Source organism: Candidatus Poriferisodalis sp., assembly GCF_965214215.1.
Taxonomy (GTDB): domain Bacteria; phylum Actinomycetota; class Acidimicrobiia; order Acidimicrobiales; family Poriferisodalaceae; genus Poriferisodalis.
In genome coordinates this window covers 1,453,542-1,470,870 of the sequence record NZ_CBDCBD010000003.1, presented here as the reverse complement: position 1 = coordinate 1,470,870, position 17,329 = coordinate 1,453,542, and the positions used below count along the sequence as shown (strand labels likewise).

The window sequence follows — 17,329 nt, the reverse complement described above, 5'->3', positions numbered from 1 at the left end:
GTCATTGGAATCGGGAACAAGAGCAGGAAACAACCGGTGCCTCAACGGGAAGGCTCACCTATCCGCGTGTCCTCTTACGACCTACAGACACTGCGAGGCGATGTCGCGGGAGGCGTGATGTCAGCGCTTGTCGTGCTGACGCCGTCGGTCGCGTTCGGGGTCGCCGCCGGTTTGGATGCGGCCAGCGGTATCTACGCAGCGGTCGCTGTGGGGATCTTCGTAGGGTTCTTCGAACGCGAGCGCCCGCAGTTCGGAGACGTCTCCAGCGTTACCGCCATTCCGATGGCCGTTGTCGTCGCGACGTACGCGGACAGTCTGGGAAAAGCGCTCACGATCGTGATGCTGGCAGGGCTCATGCAGATTGTCTTGGGTCTGTTGCGGCTGGCCAGGTTCGTCGCCTACACGCCGTACTCGGTCATCGCAGGTTTCACATCGGGAGTCGGCGTCCTGATCATCGTCTCGATGGTCCGCTCGTTCCTCGGACAAACCGTCTGGATCACGAAGCCTGCGACAGCGGTACAGGACTGGCCCGAGGCATTCGCCAACGTCGACTTCGCTGCACTCGCGATCGGAGCGCTCACCTTGGCGGTCGCCCTCACGTGGCCCAAGCGGCTTCGAACGAAGGTGCCGCCGATGCTGGCCGGTCTGGCCGCAGGCACGCTGCTGAGCGTCGTATGGCTCCGAGATGTCGCAACGCTCGACGACTTGCCGACCGGCCTGCCTGAACTCGCGGCGCCGGTGCTGTCACCGGGCTTTCTCGCCGAGGCGCTGACCCCAGCGCTCGCCATCGCCCTGCTGAGCACCGTCAGGGCGCTGCTCTCGATACTCGCCGCCGACGCGCAGACGCGCACCCAGCTGGATCCCGATCGGAGCCTCGTCAGCCTCGGGGCGGGCAACATCGCTGCGGGCATGGTCGGTGGGCTGGCCGGTCACCAGTCCTTCCTGCCGACCATGATCGCTGTGCGCTCAGGGGCGACAACACGTGTTGCTGTCATCGTCAGGTCACTCGTCTTGCTGACGATCGTCCTGGGTTTGGCACGCCAGCTCGCCTACCTGCCCCACGCTGCGTTGGCAGGCGTGCTGGTGATCTTCGGCTGGCAGCTCATCGACTGGCGATTCTTCGCCCGACTCCACCGGGTGCAGCGCGAGCACCTGCTGATCATGGTGACCACGCTCGGCATCATGCTCTTCGTCGACCTCGTGACCGCAGTGGCCGTCGGGTTGATCGTGGCCGGCATGATCGGCGCCCGCCAATTCGAACAACTCCAGCTCGACAGCGTCGTCTCGGTGCCGCTGCTGGATCAGGTCTTCCTGACCGAACAGAATGTTGCGACAAACGAGATTGCCCCCTACTCGGCACGCACCGGCATCGTGAAGCTGCGCGGCAGCTTCACGGTCGCGTCCTCGAGCAAGCTCATCCGCACGATCGGGGACGACATCGTCGGTCACCAGGTCGTCATCTTGGACTTCTCCGAGACCGACTACATCGACGACAGCGCTGCGCTGGTCATCGAACAGCTCATCGACGCCGCTCATGTCGAAGGCGTGCACTGCATCGTGATGGCGCTCGACGGCGCACCCGCCGCCACGCTCGAGTCATTGAACGTACTGCGCCGAATCCCCCCCGAGCACCGGGTGCGCAGCCTCGACGAGGCCCGGGAAATTACCCGCCGGTTGCTCGCGCACGATGCCGATGCCCCCTGAGCCGGACTGAGGCCCCAGAATGCCCGGCCGGGGCCACGCGACGCCGCCGATGCGCAGGCCGTTGCAACAGCGACAGAGCTGGCCGGGGCTGCTGTCAGCTGCGCGACGGGGTGATGCGGCAACCGCCGCTGCACTGCGCGACTTCGCTTACTCGCTGTAGACAGCCGCGGCTAAGTCCGGCGGTCGCTCTACAGGTCGAGGATTCGTGCGGCGTTATCGCGCAGGTACTTGCGTTCGATGTCTGGCGGCAGCTCCCAGCCAGCCACGATGCGGCGCAGGTCGGTGAGCGGACCGCAGTTGGGATAGACGCTCCCGAAAAGGATCTGGTCGGGAAGCTGGCGCGCCAGCGCGGTCACGTAGTCCTGTGAGCCGGGGAATCCGTAGTGGACGTACTGGCCGGGCACGATCACCACGTTGGGCTGCTTGTAGGCGACGCCGAGCGCCTCGCGCACGTACGGCCAGCCGCCGTGCTGAATGGACACCGTGAGGCTGGGAAAGTCGGTGGCGACGTGGTCGACGTACTCGGGGCGGCAGTCGTCTTGGTACGGGCCGAGCAAACAGCTCATCGTGGTGGACACGATGAGGCCTAGCCGCTGAGCCTCCTCATAGATGGGGTAGAGCGCGGGATCATTGAAACGGCGGCTGATCTCGGCGGTGGACGGGTCGACCGTGACGCCACGCATGCCGTGGGATGCGAGCTCGCCGACGGCCGCGACAGCGACGCTGACATCACTGGGTTCGACAGAGCCGAACCCCACGAAGCGTTCCGGATGCTCATCGACGATGGCCCTGATCTCGGCCGAGCCGGTGGGGTCGAGCCCGCGGATGCCTGTGGGGCCTGGCACGCCGATGACGCCCAGCGAGATCCCGGCCTCGTTCATCTCGGCGAACATCAGCTCGCGTGATTGGGACACGAAGCTGGGACACGGCTCGAGGCCCATCCGCTCGAGATAGTGATACGTCGTCTCGGGCGTCCAGCTGCGCGCCCCGATGGGCCGGAACCGGAAGTCGATGACAGCGATGGCGTCGCCGTCGCTGCCTGCCGCCGAGGCGTTCGGGTCGTGGGCCACCGCAGCGAGGCTCAGACCGGCGCGTCGGCAGTGATGACGATCTTGCCGAAGAACCGGCGCTCCTCCATGGCCCGGTGCGCCTCCACGCCGTCGGGCAATGGCACCAGCGAGTCGATGACCGGCACCAGTTCGCGGGTCTGCACCATTGCCAGCAGCTCATCAAGGTCATCTCGCTTCCAGCCGTTGGATCCGCGGATGTCCATCTCGGCGGTCCAGATGAACCGCAGGTCGGTCGGTGGGTCGTAACCGGCCGTCGCGCCGCAGGTGAGCACGCGCCCTCCCTGGCGCACACAGCGCAGCGAGCGAGCCCACGTGTCGCCGCCTGTGAAGTTCACCACCACGTCGTAGCCGCCCCCGCCGAACAGACCCCCAGTCTGCTCACGGCAATAGCGGGCAATGTCGATCTCGGAGTAGTTGATCGTTTCATCGGCGCCGAGGTCGGCGAGGCGCTGGCATTTGTCGTCGGTGCCGGCTGCGGCAATCACCCGTGCACCTCGCATCTTCGAAATCAATAGCGCGCTGGTGCCCACTCCCCCGCTGGCGCCCAGGATCAGCACGGTGTCGTCGGGGCCGACCTCGCCACGGGTGATCATCATCCGGTGTGCGGTGCCGTAGGCCACCGGCAGGCATGAAGCATCCTCGTAGGAGACGTCATCGGCCAGAGCGATCAGCTGGCTCGCAGCCACCACGACGTGTTCGGCGTAGGCACCCCACAGCGTGTCGCCGATCATCGAGAACGTGCCGGTCCCGCGATTCCACCGGACCGGGTCCACCAGCACCCGGTCGCCCACCGACCATCCCTCGACATCGGATCCGAGTTCGGCGACCTGCCCGGCGGCGTCGCAGCCGGGAATGCCCGGCAGCGGCACCTTGATGCCGGGCATACCACGGCGCGTGAACACGTCGTGATAATTCAGCGAGCAGGCTCGCACCGCGATCCGCACTTCGTCAGGTTGCAGCTCGGGCGCGTCGATGTCGCGATACGCCAGAACGTCGATGTCGCCGTGCTCATCGAACACGATTGCCTTCATTGCTGAGCCCCCATGTCGCTGACGGTCATCTGTGTCCCAAGCCGACGTCTCGCGCTGCGGTCTCAGTCCGCCGGCGCCCGATCTCGCTCAACCGAAGCGTCCATTTCAGCGAGGACATCCCCGCGCAGCGCACGCACCGTGCTGGCGTAAGCGCGGGCGTCAAGCGTCTCAGCCAGCTCCGCGGCGACCTCAAGCGCTCTGCCGACCACTGCATCCGGTGCCACTGCCTCGTCCAAGAACCCAGCCTCGGCCGCCCCTGCGCCGTCCAATAGGCGAGCGTTGGCCACGCATCGCTGGAGGTGACGCTTCGACAGTCGCTCCTTGGAGATTGTCAGGGCCCAGTCCGGCAAGGTCAGCGCAATCGCGACCTCGTTCAAGCCGATCTTGACTGGGGCGTCGGGTCCGACACGGTGGTCGCAACCGAGCAGCAGCAGAGCCCCGGCCGCGACTGCATGGCCGGTGCACGCCGCCACCACCGGAACCGACGCGCCGTAGGCCCGTCGAACCATCGCGCCGCCCGCCGACACCAGTTCGCCGATCGCGGCACGGTCACCGCCGCGGATCACGTTGAGGTCGAATCCCGCGAAGAACGCTCGGTCGTTGCCTGCTATCACCACAGCCCCGACGCCGTCGTCGGCCTCCGCCTCGTCGATCTGAGCATCGAGCGCCGCAAGCATCGGCACCGAGAAAGCGTTGGCTTTGCCGTCGTCTACCCGCACGAGCAGCACACTGCCGTGCCGCTCTGCGGTGACCGTGCCGTTGGGGGATTCGTTGCCTGATGCTGGGGTGCCGCTCATCGCCCGAATGCTACGGCTGCGCCTTCGACCGTGCCCGGGACGGCTCGGGCCGGGTCCCCGACGCGATGGTTAGGGTGCGCCCATGGCCGTACCGGTAGCCGAGGTGGACATGCCCGAGATCGGCCTCGACGCCGACGCCAGCGAGACGGAGCGTCGGGCTGCGCTGACCGATCTGGCCGCACGTACGTGGATCGCCCGCAGCCCGCTGGGATACGTCATCACTCGCCACGCAGACGTGACCGCCATGCTGCGCGACCGCCGCTGGTTCAGCGCCATCGGCCTCATCGCCCAGATGCAAGGCGTTGACGACCCCGAATGGAATCGTCGCAGCGGGCAGAACATCCTGGGCATGGAAGGCGACGAGCATCAGCGGCTGCGTCGGCTCGTCGGACCGGCCTTCACTCCCAAAGCTGCCGAACGGCTGCGTCCGTTCATGGCCGAAGTCATCAATGAGCTGTTGGATCCGCTGTGCGCCCGCGGCCATGGCGATTTTGTCGTCGAAGTCTGCGAGCCGTACCCCATTCCGATCGTCTGTGAACTGCTGGGCGCCCCCCGAGGCGACTGGGAGCTCTTCAGCCGCCTCGCCACCGACATCTTCCGAGTCTTCAACGGCAACCTGGCGCGTGACCTGCAGGCGATCATGGCCGCCCAGGACGAGATGGGCGCCTACATGTCCAAGCTCATTGCCGAGCGGCGCGCCGAGCCTCGCGACGACCTGCTCTCGGATCTCATCGCCGCAGAGGAAGCAGGCGACCGGCTGACGACCGAGGAGATGCAGTCGCTGGCCAATGCCGTGCTGCTCGCCGGCACAGACACCACGCGCAATCAGCTCGCCTGTGCTGTGGAGCTGTTCGCTCGCTGCCCAGACCAGCTCCGCCTGCTGCGCGACCAGCCGTCGCTGGCGCCCCAGGCCGCCGAAGAGGTCATGCGCCACTTCGGCGCCGTGCGAGGCACAGCGCGTTACGCCAGCGAGGACATCGCCTACCGCGGCGTCGAGTTCCCCGCCAGCACGCTGATCTTCCCCAGCTTCACCGCCGCGAATCACGACGAATCGCAGTTCGACCAGCCGCTGTGCTTCGACATCACTCGCCGGTCGAGCGCGCCGCACATGACCTTCGGCAGCGGCATCCACTACTGCTTGGGGGCGTTCTTGGCCCGAGCCGAGCTGCAGGAAGCACTCAAAGCCGTCGCACAGCGGATGCCAGACTTGCGACTCGACGGCGAGGTGGAATGGAAGCCGGTGTCCAACGGCATCTGGGGGCCATCGACACTGCCGATCAGGTTCACGCCGGGGCACTGACCCCCGCCACCGCACAGATGGGCCGGCTGCCCGACGTCTTCAAGGTCATTCGGGGTCCGGCCGCCCCCAGTCCAGCCGGTGTGAACGATGCGGCTGCCGCGGTCGCCGCTGGCCCAACCGACGCCGTGGCCGCCAACAAGCCGCCAACCGAGCGCGTGCGCTGGGGACGGGTGGTGCTAGTGGCCCTTTCCGGGGTGGTGTCGCACGTCTTCGGGCGAGCCACGGTGGGGGTGCTGGTGCCCGCAATGGCCGACGATCTCGAGCTCAGCGACACGCTGATCGGCGCACTCGGCTCGGCCAACATGGGCGCCTACTTCGCCGGAGTGGTCATCGTCACGTTCACCGCCGGGCGCACCGAGCCGTTCGTCTTGCTGCGCGCGGGCATCGTCACCTCCACCGTGGGTCTTGCCGTGATCGGCACAGCGTCCAGTGCAGCAGCCGTGGTGATCGGGACGGCACTGGCGGGCCTCGGCGGCGGCGGCATCTGGCTCACGGCGCCCGTGATCGCCAGCGAGGGCGTTCCGGCGAGTCGCCGTGGTGCTGCGCTGGGCACGCTCACCGCCACCATGGGTGCTGCGCTGATCGGCGTACCCATCGCAACCACTGCTCTTCGCAGCTTGGCGGCCGACGATGCGCTGTGGCGGCCCATCTGGCTGATCCAGGCTGGGCTCTCGGTCGTGCTGTTAGCGGCGCTGTCGGTCTTTGTGCGGGCTCGACGCACCGAACGCGTTGCCGCTGTGGGGGGGTTCGGGGCCCTGTTCCGGATTCACGGATGGAAGCGCGCTGTGGCGGCGTACATGGGCTTCGCGTACATGACGTCCTCGTTCGCGAATTTCTTGGGGCGAGCGCTGGAGGGCGATCACGACTTCAGCCGCACCGCCGCGACACTCGTGTTCTCTTGCATGGGCGCCGGCTCGATCGTGGGTGCGCTGGCCTTCGGCCGCCTCAGCGACCGGATCGGGCGGCCTGCACCATGGCCACGGTCATGGCCCTGAGCGCCGGCACCGGCGCCGTATTGGCGGCGCGTGCCCCGGTTGCCTTGATCGTCGTCGCAGTGGTGGTCTTCGGCGGAGCTTCCTTCTCGTTCCCGTCGCTCATCGCGACCTTCGTGAGCGACCACGTCTCTGACCGCACCTTTGCCGCGGTCCTCGGCTCGATGACGATGTTCTACGGCCCCGCGTCGGTGATCGGCCCGGCGACGAGCGGCTGGCTCGCCGACCGGACCGGGAGCTTCAGCGCGACCTATTGGGCTATCGCTGCGATAGCCGCTTTGTCATGCATATGCATGTCGACGATGCGTCGAAGAAATGCTGTGGCGCCCTAGCAGGCGCCGCTGGGCTGAGCGTCAGCTCAGCTCATCAGCTGCTTTTTCATGGCAGCAGCAGTTGCCAGCTTCAGCGAACGGCTCGGACCGATCTCAATGGACTCGCCGGTCTGGGGGTTGCGTCCCATCCGGGCACCGCGCTCGGACATGGAAAAGGCGCCGAATCCCGGCCAGGTCACCTTGCCGCCGGCCTTTGCTTCGGCCGCAACCAGGTCGAAGAACGCCGTCAGCGTCTTCTCCGCATCGCTCGCGCTCACCTCGGCTTGAGCGGCTACCGCCTTGATGGTTTCTGCCTTGTTCGCCACAGTCCAGTTCCTCTCTGAAACGATTCGGGGCATCACCTCATCACAGAAGAACTCTGGATTGAGGGATTTGCGGCCCGTTGTCTACCGGCGCGACCCGCCACTTGCACCGCGCTGCGAGCGTCGGTGCGGCTGGTCGTCACGCCCATCGCTTCGCACATCGAAGGCGTCACGCAGCCCATCGCCGATGAAATTGACGCACAACACTGTGACGGCAATCGCCAGGCCAGGCGCGATCACAAGCCACGGGGCGACGGTCATGAAGCCCTCGTTGCCGCCCAGCATGTTGCCCCAGGTGGGGGTGTGCACGGGGCTGACGCCCAGCCCCAGAAAGCTCAGCACCGATTCGGCCAGAATCGCGGCAGCCGCCGCCAGCGAAACCGCCACGGAGATCTCACCGACCAGGTTCGGCAGCAGATGACGGAACATGACTCGCCAGGTGCCCGCCCCCATCGCCCGCGCCGCAGCAACGAACTCCAGCTCGCGCAACGCCAGCACCTTGCCGCGGATGATCCGCGCCACCGCCATCCAACCCAACATCGACAGCACCAGCACGACGTCGAAGATGCTGTCACCCAACATCCGCGCCAGCATGATCACCACCATCAGGGAAGGGAGCGCCAGCAGCGTGTCAGTCAGTCGCATCAGCACGGCGTCGACGGCCCCGCCCAGGTAGCCGGCGACCATGCCGACCAGCGCACCGCCCAGCGTCGCCAACAACGCCACCGTCACGCCGACGGCGAGCGTGACGCGGCCTGCAAAGAGCAGCTGACTCAGCGTGTCCCGCCCCACAGTGTCGGTTCCCAGCAGGTAGTCGCGGCCCGGCTCCGCGAGCACATCGGCGGCATGCGTGCGGCCCAGCGGATAGGGCGCCAGCAGCTCGGCGCCGACGGTTAACACGGCGATGCCGACGAGGACGACGAGTGACGCCAGCGCCAGGCGTCGGCGGACAAACCGCCGCCACGCAAGCACCGAGGGCCGCTCAATCCGCGGGTTCAACTCTCGGCCCGGACTCTCAGCGGCTGCCACGACGGATCCTCGGGTCGAGCACGCCGTAGAACAGGTCGGCTGCAAGGTTCATCATGATCACTGCGGCTGCAATGATCATGGTGGTAGCCAGCAGCACTGTGTAATCGCCGCCGTACATGGCATCGAGGAACAGCCGGCCCATGCCCGGGTACTGGAAGACCTGCTCGGTCACGATGAGCCCTCCGACGAGCTGGCCGACATCGACGGCGGCCTGTGTCGTCACGGGGATCAGCGCGTTGCGGACGCCATGTCGGACGACCACGGTGTGCTCCGGCAGTCCCCTGCCGCGAGCGGCCCGGATGTGGTCCGAGCTCATCACATCGAGCAGGCTGGCACGCATGTAACGGCTGTAGACCGCGATGAGTTGTAACGACAGCGCCATCGTGGGCAGCGCGAGGTGGCGCATCCGATCCACCAGGTCGAAGCCCTGCTGACCAGGCGAGTACAGCCCCGCCGTGGGAAGCAACGGAGGGTCGAGGCCCAGCCACCTCGCCAGGTACAGCCCGAACAACAGCTGCAGCATGAGACCGAGCCAGAACACCGGGATCGAGATGCCGGCGAACGAAAACGTCGTCACGACGTTGTCACCGAAGCCGTTGGGGCGCACCGCCGACACGGCTCCGATCGTGATGCCGACAGCGAGCGACAGCACCACCGCCACGGCGATGAGCACGAGCGTATTGGCGAGCGCGGTACGCACGATGGGCCACACATCTGATCCGTTGCGTACGAGCGATATGCCCAGGTCGCCCGTCACGAAGTCGCCCAGCCACTGCAGGTAGCGAAGCGGAAGCGGATCGTTGAGCCCCAGCGACTCCAGGTAAGCGGCCCGATCCGCTGGGGTGACTCGCGGGTTCACGGCCAGGTCGCGTCCCGGCGTGGCGATCCGATTCGCTGCCCAGAAAACGGCGAACGAGATGGCCAGCAGGATCGGCACCATCGTCGCGATGCGTCGCAGGACGTAGCGCGTCACGCCTGAGAGCCTGCCAGCCCGCTCGAAGAATATCTGCCTATGGAGAGCACTCTCGCCTCTCGTGTGATTACTTGTCGAGCACCGTCCAGTCGAAGATGTCGAAGAACCCGCCATAGGGACTTGACACGTAGGCACCCGGACCTGACACAGCCGTCGTGTCCCAGATGATCATGTTGGGCAGTATGTACAGCGGGATCCACGGCACGTCGTCGGCGAGGATCTTGCTCAGCTGGCGAACCATGCCGAGCCGCTTCGCCGGGTCCACCTCAGCATCGATGGCGAACGCCAGGTCACTGGCTTCCTGGTTGCGGTAGGCCGTGAAGTTCTGGCCCGTGTAGCCGTTCTCTTCGGTTGGCACGCCATCGATGTCGTAGTGGCTCGTCACCGACGGGTCCGGATTGGTGCTGTTCGCGTACAGTGCCACCGGGCCGAAGTTCATCACCGGCAGACGGTTCTGGAACAGTTCGCCGGCGTCGTAGTTGATGATCTCCCAGCCGATTCCCAGTGGAGCGGTCATGTCGACGACGAGAGCCTGCACATCCTCTCGGCGCTTGTTGCCGGCCACGGTGTTCCACGCCAGAACCAGCTCTTCGCCGTCGGCATTGATCCACAGGCCGTCGGGGTCGGGCCGCGTCCAGCCCTCGGCTTCGAGCAGCTCAGCGACCTTGGCCGCGTCCTGCGTGTAGCGCGCGAAGTCGTCTTGACACCACGGGCCGAATCCGGGATTCCAGCCTGCGCATTGCAGTACCGGTGGGTCGGCGACGATGGTGCCCAGCGCTACCTCGCCGATCTGGGCGCGATCGAGCGCGTAGGCAACCGCTTGGCGGACGTTGCGCGTCATGTCGAAGCGGCGTTCGGGCGCGTCCTGGTTGATCCAGAGGCCTTCCATGTACGTGCCCTCGGCGACCTCGAAGGTCAGATCGCCGGTGATGCGCTCCCGGGCGCCGGGAAACGGCTGCGGAAGTGCCGCCATGGCTTCGCCGGTCTGCAGGGCCAGCAGCTCTGAGTCGGTGTCTTCGCGGGGCACCATCACCACCCAGTCCACCAGCGGGATCCGTTCGGTGTCCCAGTAAGTGCGGTTGGGAACCATGATGTGCTGCTCCTGGTTCCACTCCTCTTGGATCCACGGCCCGCCCGAGACGGTGATCTCGTCGTTCCACTTGTCGGCGATGTCGGTGTCGGGGCCCAGCTCATGGGCCGGCAGCAAGCCGCTGAACAGCGTCGGCCACGGCGCATACGGCTCACTGAATGTGATGACGGCCGTGTGGGGATCGGAATGGTCGACATCGGTGATGAGATCCAGACCGATGGTACTCAGCGTGCCGGTGGTGTCGAGCCCGGCACGCCACGTGAACCAGACGTCGGTGCTGGTGATCGGCGTGCTGTCGCTCCAGGTTGCCCCGGGGTTCAGCCGGTACGTGAGCGTGAATGTGCCGTCGTCTGCGGTCGCGAGGCCGCCGTTCGCAACAGTCGGCGCCTCGACGAGCAACGACGACGCGACGTAGGTATTGGTCTGATCGAGCTCCATGAGCCGCGGCAAGTAGTGGATCAACACCGACCAGATCGTCCAGGTGGCATTCGCACACGATGTGACGGGGTTGATGCACTCGGGCCACTGCTCGACCGCGAGCACCAGCGTGCCGCCACTCGCTGCATCTTGGCCCTCGGGCACACCCGACTCGGCTGATTCGGTCACTGGGGGCTCTGAGTCGTCGACCGATGTGGCGCTGTCGCTGCTGCAGGCCGCCCCCAGCATCGCCACAACGAGCATGAGGGCACCGAGCCGCCGCAATGGCCTTCGAGGTGGGCAAGCAACGTCGGCGTTGCCTGAGGGTGCATGAAGACGCGCGGAGTCCATGGCGGCACGCTACTTCCGACTGCCGAGGTTTCTGATGAAGAACGGGCTCGTCCCCGAGGCGAAGCGGATACCGGCTGTCGACCTCGAAACGCGCTCTCGCCGCGTCATCTGGCAGAGTTGCTCGACCGAGTCGGACCAGTGAGCTTGACCGACACGAAATGAAGACGACAGACGGGGGCATACCGACGTGCTGGACGGTTACCGGATTCTGGATCTGACTGACGATCGGGGGCATCTGGCCGGGATGCTGTTTGCGCAGCTCGGTGCCGAGGTGGTGCTCGGCGAGCCGCCGGGCGGGCACCGCACCCGTCACCGTGGTCCGTACGTCGATGACGTGATCGATCCCGAGCGGTCGATCGAGTTCGGGGTCTACAACCGAGGCAAGCAGTCGGTGATCATCGAGAATCCGGCACAGATCGCTGAGATCGCCAGTCACTGCGACGCGGTGATCTCGTGCGGCGCGTTCGAGGTGGACCTTGACGCGCTGCGTACTGCCAACCCGCAGCTCGTGACGGCCTCGATCACGCCGTTCGGCGAGACGGGTCCGAAGACCGGCTGGGCGGCGACCGACCTCACGATCGCCGCCTCGAGCGGCACCATGTCGCTCACCGGCGACCGCGACCGGGCACCGGTACGCATCGGGTCGCCCCAGACGTGGCACAACGCTGCGGTCGACACCGCTGGGGCGATCCTCATGGCACTGCACGAGCGTCAGGCGTCCGGCTTGGGCCAGCATGTGGACACCTCGGCCCAGCAGTCGTTCGTGGACTGCACGCAATTCCAGATGATGGCGGTGCTCACCGGCGGGGAAGTGCCCGTTCGGCTCCCGGGAGCAGTCAATCTGGGCGGCTTCCTGATCCCGTGGGTGTACGAGTGCGCGGACGGCTACGTGACCGTCACCTTCCTGTTCGGACCGATGATCGCCCCGTTCACGAGCAGGATCTTGGCGTGGGCGTGCAACGAAGGTTTCTGCGAGCCCGAACTGAGAGACAAAGACTGGGTCGACTTCGGCATGGCCGTCGTGGAGGGCCGCGAGTCAATGGACACGTTCGATCACGCCATCAAGGTCTTGACCTCGTTCGTGGCCACCAAGACGAAGGCGGAGCTGCTGGGGCGTGCGCTGTCGGACAACCTGCTCATCGCGCCCATCACCACGACCGCCGACGTGCTCGCCCTCGATCACTTGGAGGTGCGCGATTACTGGCAGCACGTCGAGATGCCCCGCGCCGACGGCCCCGCGCCGGTGCGGCTGTGCGGCGCACTGGCCAAGACCACCGGCGAGCCGCTGGCCGATCTGGCGGTCGCACCCCGGCTCGGCGAGCACACGGAGATGTACCTCGACCACGGCAGCACAGTCGGGCCGACGATCACCTCTCATCCCCGGCGCGAGCTCGTTCCCACCGGACACTCGATGGAGCGCCCCCTCGAAGACATCAAGATCCTCGACTTCATGTGGGCCTTGGCGGGGCCCGGCGCCACCCGGACGCTGGCCGACTACGGCGCCACGGTCGTCAAGGTCGAAAGCGAGCTGAAGCCCGATGTGCTGCGCGGCGTCCACCCGTTCATCGGCGAGGAAGGCGGGCAGGAGAACGCCCTGCAGTTCCATTCCATCAATGCTGGCAAGCTGGACCTGACGCTGGACCTGTCACTGCCCGAAGCCCGTGACGTCGTCTTGGACCTGGTTGGGTGGTGCGACGTCCTGACCGAGTCGTTCTCGCCCAAGGCCATGGCGAACTGGGGCCTCACCTACGACGTGCTACGCGAGGTGAACCCCCAACTCGTCATGTTTTCGAGCTGTCTGATGGGCCAGACCGGGCCGATGCGCATGTACGCGGGCTTCGGCACGATGGCGGCCGCCATCGCCGGCTTCTACCCCGTGACCGGGTGGCCGGATCGCATCCCGGCCGGCCCGTTCACCGCCTACACCGACTACATCTCGCCGAAGCTGGGCGTGATGCTGATCCTGGCTGCGCTGGTCGAGCGAGATCGCACCGGGCGCGGCCAGCACATCGACTTCGCTCAGATGGAGGGTGCGCTGCACTTCCTGGCGACTGAGTTCGCTGACGAGGAGATCAACGGGCGCACTGCGGACCGGGCCGGGAATGCCGACCGCCACATGAGCCCGCACAGCGTGTACTCCGCGGCCGGGGACGACCGCTGGGTCGCGATCGCGTGCGAGACCGACGCACAGTGGAACGCGCTGGCGGGGCTGCTGGTCGAGGCCGCCGCTGGCAACGCCGATCTGTCACGAGCGCTGGACGCGCTGAGCGCGAGCGCGAGCGGTGGCGGCGAAGCACGGCGCGATGGCAGCGCAGGCGGGATCCTCGCGGATCTCGATGCAGACAGTCGTCGAATGTACGCCGAAGCCATCGACGCCGCGATTACTGCTTGGACTGCGGCCCATGATGCGGCCGACATCGAAGCGACACTGCAAGGCCACGGCGTACCCGCCCATCGCGTCAACGACGCTGCCGATCTGATGGCCGACCCCCAGATCATCGCTCGGGAGCATTTCTTGTCGGTGCCGCACGCCAAGCACGGCCACACCTGGGTCGAGAACAGCAATTTCGACCTGTCGCGGACTCCGGGCCGGCCGCTGTGGGGCGGTCCGATGTTCGGCGAGCACAACATGGAGGTGCTCGAAGGCATCCTCGGCTACGACACCGACAAGATCGCCGAGTTGGTCATCGCCGGCGCTCTCACCTAGCGACACCCCATCAGCGATCCACCGAACCAAACACAGCCAGAGTGAGGTCACCATGAGCACCGGCAGCGACGCCGCAGGCGTCTACAGGCAGAACATTTCGAGCGGCGGGCCTCTGGAACCTGTCGCCGGATACTCGCGGGCGGTGCGCGTGGGCGATTGGGTAGCGGTCTCGGGCAGTACCTCACTGGGTCCTGACGGGGTGGCACACCCGAACGATTGCTACGGGCAGGCCATCTACACGCTGGGGGTGATCTCACAAGCGCTGGCAGAGGCCGGCGCTCAGATGAGCGACGTCGTGCGGACCCGGTCGTTCGTCACCGACATCGGAATGCTTGACGACTTCATCCGTGCGCACGGCGAGGTGTTCGGCGACATCCGACCCGCGTCGACGCTTGTCGAGGTCTCCGGGCTGATCCATCCCGACCTCGTCATCGAGATCGAAGTCGACGCAATCATCCCCTGAGCTGACTGAGAAGATGCGCGGATAGGTGAACCTGTCCGCTGTCGCACCAGTTGTTTGCCGCTCTTGTTCGCTGTCGCTCACGGGCCGCTCGGGCGACGGCTTCGCCAATCGGCTCAGCCTCTCAGGCAGCGAGTTCCGCAACGCGCCGCAGACGCCGAGACGCCGAGTTGTTGAGTTCGCGCGCGATGAACTGAATAGTTCAACAACTGCAGGCTTGCGACTCGACACGCCCGACAGCGGCACGCCCGACGGCGCCACAGGGCTCGAGGGCGATCGTGGGCAGTGATTGCTGCGGTACGGGAATCGAGTCCTGCGCCAGCAGCCAGCCCCCAGCCGCATGGTGCGAGCCCGAAATTCGCTTGGCGGCAGGGCCCGCTGAACCTACGGTCGCCCCCAAACGGAGTGCCGCGTCAGCGGCGACCGGCGGGAGGAGATGCCGTGGGTACGATCGCGACCGTGACCGACGACGACCGGTCCGCTGCCACCGATCCGGCCGCCAGCCGCACCCCAGCGAGCGAAGCCGCCGCGCCGCAGCCGGGGTCCCGTGCCGAAGCCCAGCACGGCGTCCGGCGTGCGTTGCTAGTGCCTGCTGTGGTGTCGGTGATCGTGGCGCTGATCGGCGGCCTGTTCGTACTCGCAGCGCTGGGCTTCAACACACTGCGCGACGACATCGCCCAGGTACGCGACGACGTCGACTCTGACATCGACGCGCTGCGCTCGGACATGCAAGCCGGATTCGCCCGGTTCGACCAGCGCTTCGCTCAAATCGATCAGCGCTTCGCTCAAATCGACCAGCGCTCCGCGGAGGTCAATGCGATCCTGCTGAACCACACCGACCGGCTCGCACACATCGAGGCCACTCTGGACACTCACTCGAACCGGCTCACCCGCATCGAAGCCACTCTGGACACTCACTCGAACCGGCTCACCCGCATCGAGGCCACTCTGGACACTCACTCGGACCGGCTCGCCCGCATCGAGGCAGGACAAGAGGCTCACTCGGCGGCCTGAGTCCGGCCCCGCGACAACAACAAGCACGTTGACCGCCGAGGCGCGCAGCCCATCGCCTCTGCACTCAGGCGGCGGTCGCTCAGGCGGCGGTCGCTCAGGCTGGGGCGAAGCGGAGCAGGGCGGGGCCGTCGGAGGTGGGGTCGAACACGGCCTGCACGGATTGGCCGATGTGGACCGTCTCGGGATCGCAGCCGACGATGTTGGTGACCAACCGGGGGCCTTCGTCGAGTTCGACGTATGCCAGCACGAACGGTGCGGCCTTGCGCCACGAGCCAGGGATGCGCCGAGTGACCGTGCAGCTGTAGACGGTGCCGCGCCCTGACGCCTCGAACCAGGTCACCGAGGTGCTGCCGCACCGGTCGCAGCGTTCGCGCGGGTACCACACGACGTGGTCGCAGTTGTCGCAACGGGGCAGCTCCAGCCGGTCTTCGGCGGTCGCGTCCCAGTACCGCTGCGTCTCAAGGTTCGGGTACGGCGACGGGACAGGCAGCCCCAACGGGCCCAACTCGCTCATGACGACCTCCCCATGACGAGCGTGGCGCTGCCCATGCGCGTGGCGAGGCTGCCGCCGGTGCCGTGCGCAAGGGCCAGCTCGCAGTCGGGAACCTGCACTGCAGCGTGGGCTTCGCCGCGCAGCTGGCGCACGGCTTCGATCACCTTGGTCATGCCGCCGCGGTTGGCCGGGTGGTTGTTGCACAGGCCGCCGCCGTCGGTGTTGAACGGCAGCACCCCTCCGGGCGACTGCAAGGCACCGTCGGACACGAAGCGCCCACCGTCGCCCTTGTCGCAGAAGCCCAAGTCTTCCAGCGTCATCAGGACCGTGATCGTGAAGCTGTCGTAGATCGACACGTAGTCGATGTCGGCGGGCGTCACGCCAGCTTCGGCCAACGCCAGCGGGCCCGAGCGTGTCGCGCCGGTGTATGTGAGCTCGATGCGCCCGCCCGAGGTGTGCTTGATCGACGTGCCGGTGCCCAGCACCGGAACGCAGTGACGGTCGAGCGACGCGGCGACGGCCTCGCTGACCAGCACCAGTGCTCCCCCGCCGTCGGTGATCACACAGCAGTCCAGCCGGTGCAACGGGTCCGAGATCAGCGGCGAGGACACCACTTCGTCCACCGTGACGACATCTTGGAGAAACGCATTCGGGTTGTGCTGTGCGTGCGTCGAGGCGGCCACCTTGACTTCGGCGAGTTGCTCAGAGGTCGTGCCGAACTCGTGCATATGACGCGCCGCGGCGAGCGCGTAGCCGCCGGGCACCGACATGCCGAACTGGTTCTCGAACGCTGCTTCGGGCGCCGAGCTGAAGCGGGCGCTGCCCCCCGGACCGGCGCCGCCGGTGCGGGGCTTGCCTGCCAGCGTGATGAGCGCCACATTCACATGGCCGGCCGAAATGGCTGCCGCAGCGTGCTGCACATGCACGAGGTACGCCGAGCCGCCAGTCTCAGTGTCGTCGATGTAGCTGCAGTCGAGCCCCAAGTACTCCACCATCGACAGCGCGCCGAATCCGGGAGCGTCGCCCGCCGAGTAGTAGGCGTCGACGTCGCCGAGCGACAGACCCGCATCGGCCAGCGCTCCCGCGGCTACGTCGGCATGGATCTGCGGCAGCGTGCGGTCGGGCAGCTCGCGGCCCGGATGCTCGTAGGCCCCGGCGATGAGTGCCTTGCCGCGAATCGTCACCGGCGGCACGCTAGTCGCCGCCGCCACGACGATGAGAACCCGCCGCGAAAGGCTGACTCGGGGTTGCGTTCGGTGTCTCGCTC

At 66.8% G+C, this 17,329-nt stretch carries 16 protein-coding genes; 7 read left to right on the top strand and 9 right to left on the bottom strand.

Going from position 1 to position 17,329, the window contains the following annotated elements; genetic code table 11:
* Nucleotides 1-66 precede the first annotated feature (66 nt).
* Entirely contained in the window at nucleotides 67-1,704 is a 1,638-nt protein-coding gene (locus ACOOF5_RS09120; RefSeq protein ID WP_420438363.1) for a SulP family inorganic anion transporter, read from the top strand.
* 188 nt (nucleotides 1,705-1,892) lie between these two features.
* On the opposite strand, the gene ACOOF5_RS09115 is transcribed toward ACOOF5_RS09120, so the two are convergent.
* The 3 genes from ACOOF5_RS09115 to ACOOF5_RS09105 form a co-directional block, all read right to left on the bottom strand.
* Nucleotides 1,893-2,774 (bottom strand): amidohydrolase family protein, encoded by an 882-nt coding sequence (locus ACOOF5_RS09115; protein ID WP_420438361.1) that lies wholly within the window; start codon nucleotides 2,772-2,774, stop codon nucleotides 1,893-1,895.
* An 11-nt stretch (nucleotides 2,775-2,785) separates the two neighbouring features.
* The gene (locus tag ACOOF5_RS09110; RefSeq protein ID WP_420438359.1) at nucleotides 2,786-3,805 is read right to left on the bottom strand and encodes a zinc-binding dehydrogenase; all 1,020 of its coding nucleotides are present in this window, start codon (nucleotides 3,803-3,805) and stop codon (nucleotides 2,786-2,788) included.
* A 62-nt stretch (nucleotides 3,806-3,867) separates the two neighbouring features.
* Complete coding sequence (locus ACOOF5_RS09105) at nucleotides 3,868-4,602, bottom strand: crotonase/enoyl-CoA hydratase family protein (RefSeq protein WP_420438357.1); 735 nt, start codon at nucleotides 4,600-4,602, stop codon at nucleotides 3,868-3,870.
* Between the two features lie 82 nt (nucleotides 4,603-4,684).
* On the opposite strand from ACOOF5_RS09105, the gene ACOOF5_RS09100 reads away from it, so the two are divergent.
* Genes ACOOF5_RS09100 through ACOOF5_RS09090 form a run of 3 tightly spaced genes read left to right on the top strand, consistent with a single transcriptional unit; the run spans nucleotide 4,685 to nucleotide 7,226 of the window.
* The gene (locus ACOOF5_RS09100) at nucleotides 4,685-5,902 is read left to right on the top strand and encodes a cytochrome P450 (RefSeq protein WP_420438355.1); all 1,218 of its coding nucleotides are present in this window, start codon (nucleotides 4,685-4,687) and stop codon (nucleotides 5,900-5,902) included.
* Entirely contained in the window at nucleotides 5,833-6,897 is a 1,065-nt protein-coding gene (locus ACOOF5_RS09095) for an MFS transporter (protein ID WP_420438353.1), read from the top strand. The genes ACOOF5_RS09100 and ACOOF5_RS09095 overlap by 70 nt, the downstream gene beginning before the upstream one ends.
* The gene (locus tag ACOOF5_RS09090; protein ID WP_420438351.1) at nucleotides 6,888-7,226 is read left to right on the top strand and encodes a YbfB/YjiJ family MFS transporter; all 339 of its coding nucleotides are present in this window, start codon (nucleotides 6,888-6,890) and stop codon (nucleotides 7,224-7,226) included. Before ACOOF5_RS09095 ends, ACOOF5_RS09090 begins: the two co-directional genes overlap by 10 nt.
* A 26-nt stretch (nucleotides 7,227-7,252) precedes the next feature.
* Here the strand turns inward: ACOOF5_RS09090 and ACOOF5_RS09085 are convergent, their stop codons facing one another.
* From ACOOF5_RS09085 to ACOOF5_RS09070, 4 genes are all read right to left on the bottom strand, one after another.
* The gene (locus ACOOF5_RS09085; protein WP_420438349.1) at nucleotides 7,253-7,531 is read right to left on the bottom strand and encodes an HU family DNA-binding protein; all 279 of its coding nucleotides are present in this window, start codon (nucleotides 7,529-7,531) and stop codon (nucleotides 7,253-7,255) included.
* Between the two features lie 81 nt (nucleotides 7,532-7,612).
* A complete protein-coding gene (locus ACOOF5_RS09080; RefSeq protein ID WP_420438347.1) occupies nucleotides 7,613-8,557 on the bottom strand; it encodes an ABC transporter permease in 945 nt (314 codons plus the stop codon).
* A complete protein-coding gene (locus tag ACOOF5_RS09075) occupies nucleotides 8,544-9,530 on the bottom strand; it encodes an ABC transporter permease (protein WP_420438345.1) in 987 nt (328 codons plus the stop codon). Before ACOOF5_RS09075 ends, ACOOF5_RS09080 begins: the two co-directional genes overlap by 14 nt.
* Nucleotides 9,531-9,597: 67 nt before the next feature.
* Nucleotides 9,598-11,388 carry an ABC transporter substrate-binding protein gene (locus tag ACOOF5_RS09070; protein WP_420438343.1) on the bottom strand — a complete coding sequence of 597 codons (1,791 nt, stop codon included), beginning with the start codon at nucleotides 11,386-11,388 and terminating at the stop codon, nucleotides 9,598-9,600.
* A gap of 187 nt (nucleotides 11,389-11,575) precedes the next feature.
* Between ACOOF5_RS09070 and ACOOF5_RS09065 the strand changes: the two genes are divergently transcribed.
* The 3 genes from ACOOF5_RS09065 to ACOOF5_RS09055 all read left to right on the top strand — a co-directional run bounded on the left by ACOOF5_RS09065 (nucleotide 11,576) and on the right by ACOOF5_RS09055 (nucleotide 15,569).
* Nucleotides 11,576-14,095: a CoA transferase gene (locus ACOOF5_RS09065; protein ID WP_420438341.1), complete on the top strand. Its 2,520-nt coding sequence runs from the start codon at nucleotides 11,576-11,578 to the stop codon at nucleotides 14,093-14,095.
* Between the two features lie 52 nt (nucleotides 14,096-14,147).
* Nucleotides 14,148-14,558: a RidA family protein gene (locus ACOOF5_RS09060; protein WP_420438339.1), complete on the top strand. Its 411-nt coding sequence runs from the start codon at nucleotides 14,148-14,150 to the stop codon at nucleotides 14,556-14,558.
* Between the two features lie 438 nt (nucleotides 14,559-14,996).
* Nucleotides 14,997-15,569 carry a hypothetical protein gene (locus ACOOF5_RS09055; RefSeq protein ID WP_420438337.1) on the top strand — a complete coding sequence of 191 codons (573 nt, stop codon included), beginning with the start codon at nucleotides 14,997-14,999 and terminating at the stop codon, nucleotides 15,567-15,569.
* A gap of 94 nt (nucleotides 15,570-15,663) precedes the next feature.
* Here the strand turns inward: ACOOF5_RS09055 and ACOOF5_RS09050 are convergent, their stop codons facing one another.
* Both ACOOF5_RS09050 and ACOOF5_RS09045 read right to left on the bottom strand, forming a co-directional pair.
* Entirely contained in the window at nucleotides 15,664-16,083 is a 420-nt protein-coding gene (locus ACOOF5_RS09050; protein ID WP_420438335.1) for a Zn-ribbon domain-containing OB-fold protein, read from the bottom strand.
* On the bottom strand, nucleotides 16,080-17,246 hold the full coding sequence (locus tag ACOOF5_RS09045; RefSeq protein WP_420438333.1) for a thiolase domain-containing protein: 1,167 nt from the start codon (nucleotides 17,244-17,246) through the stop codon (nucleotides 16,080-16,082). Before ACOOF5_RS09045 ends, ACOOF5_RS09050 begins: the two co-directional genes overlap by 4 nt.
* Nucleotides 17,247-17,329: the final 83 nt, after the last annotated feature.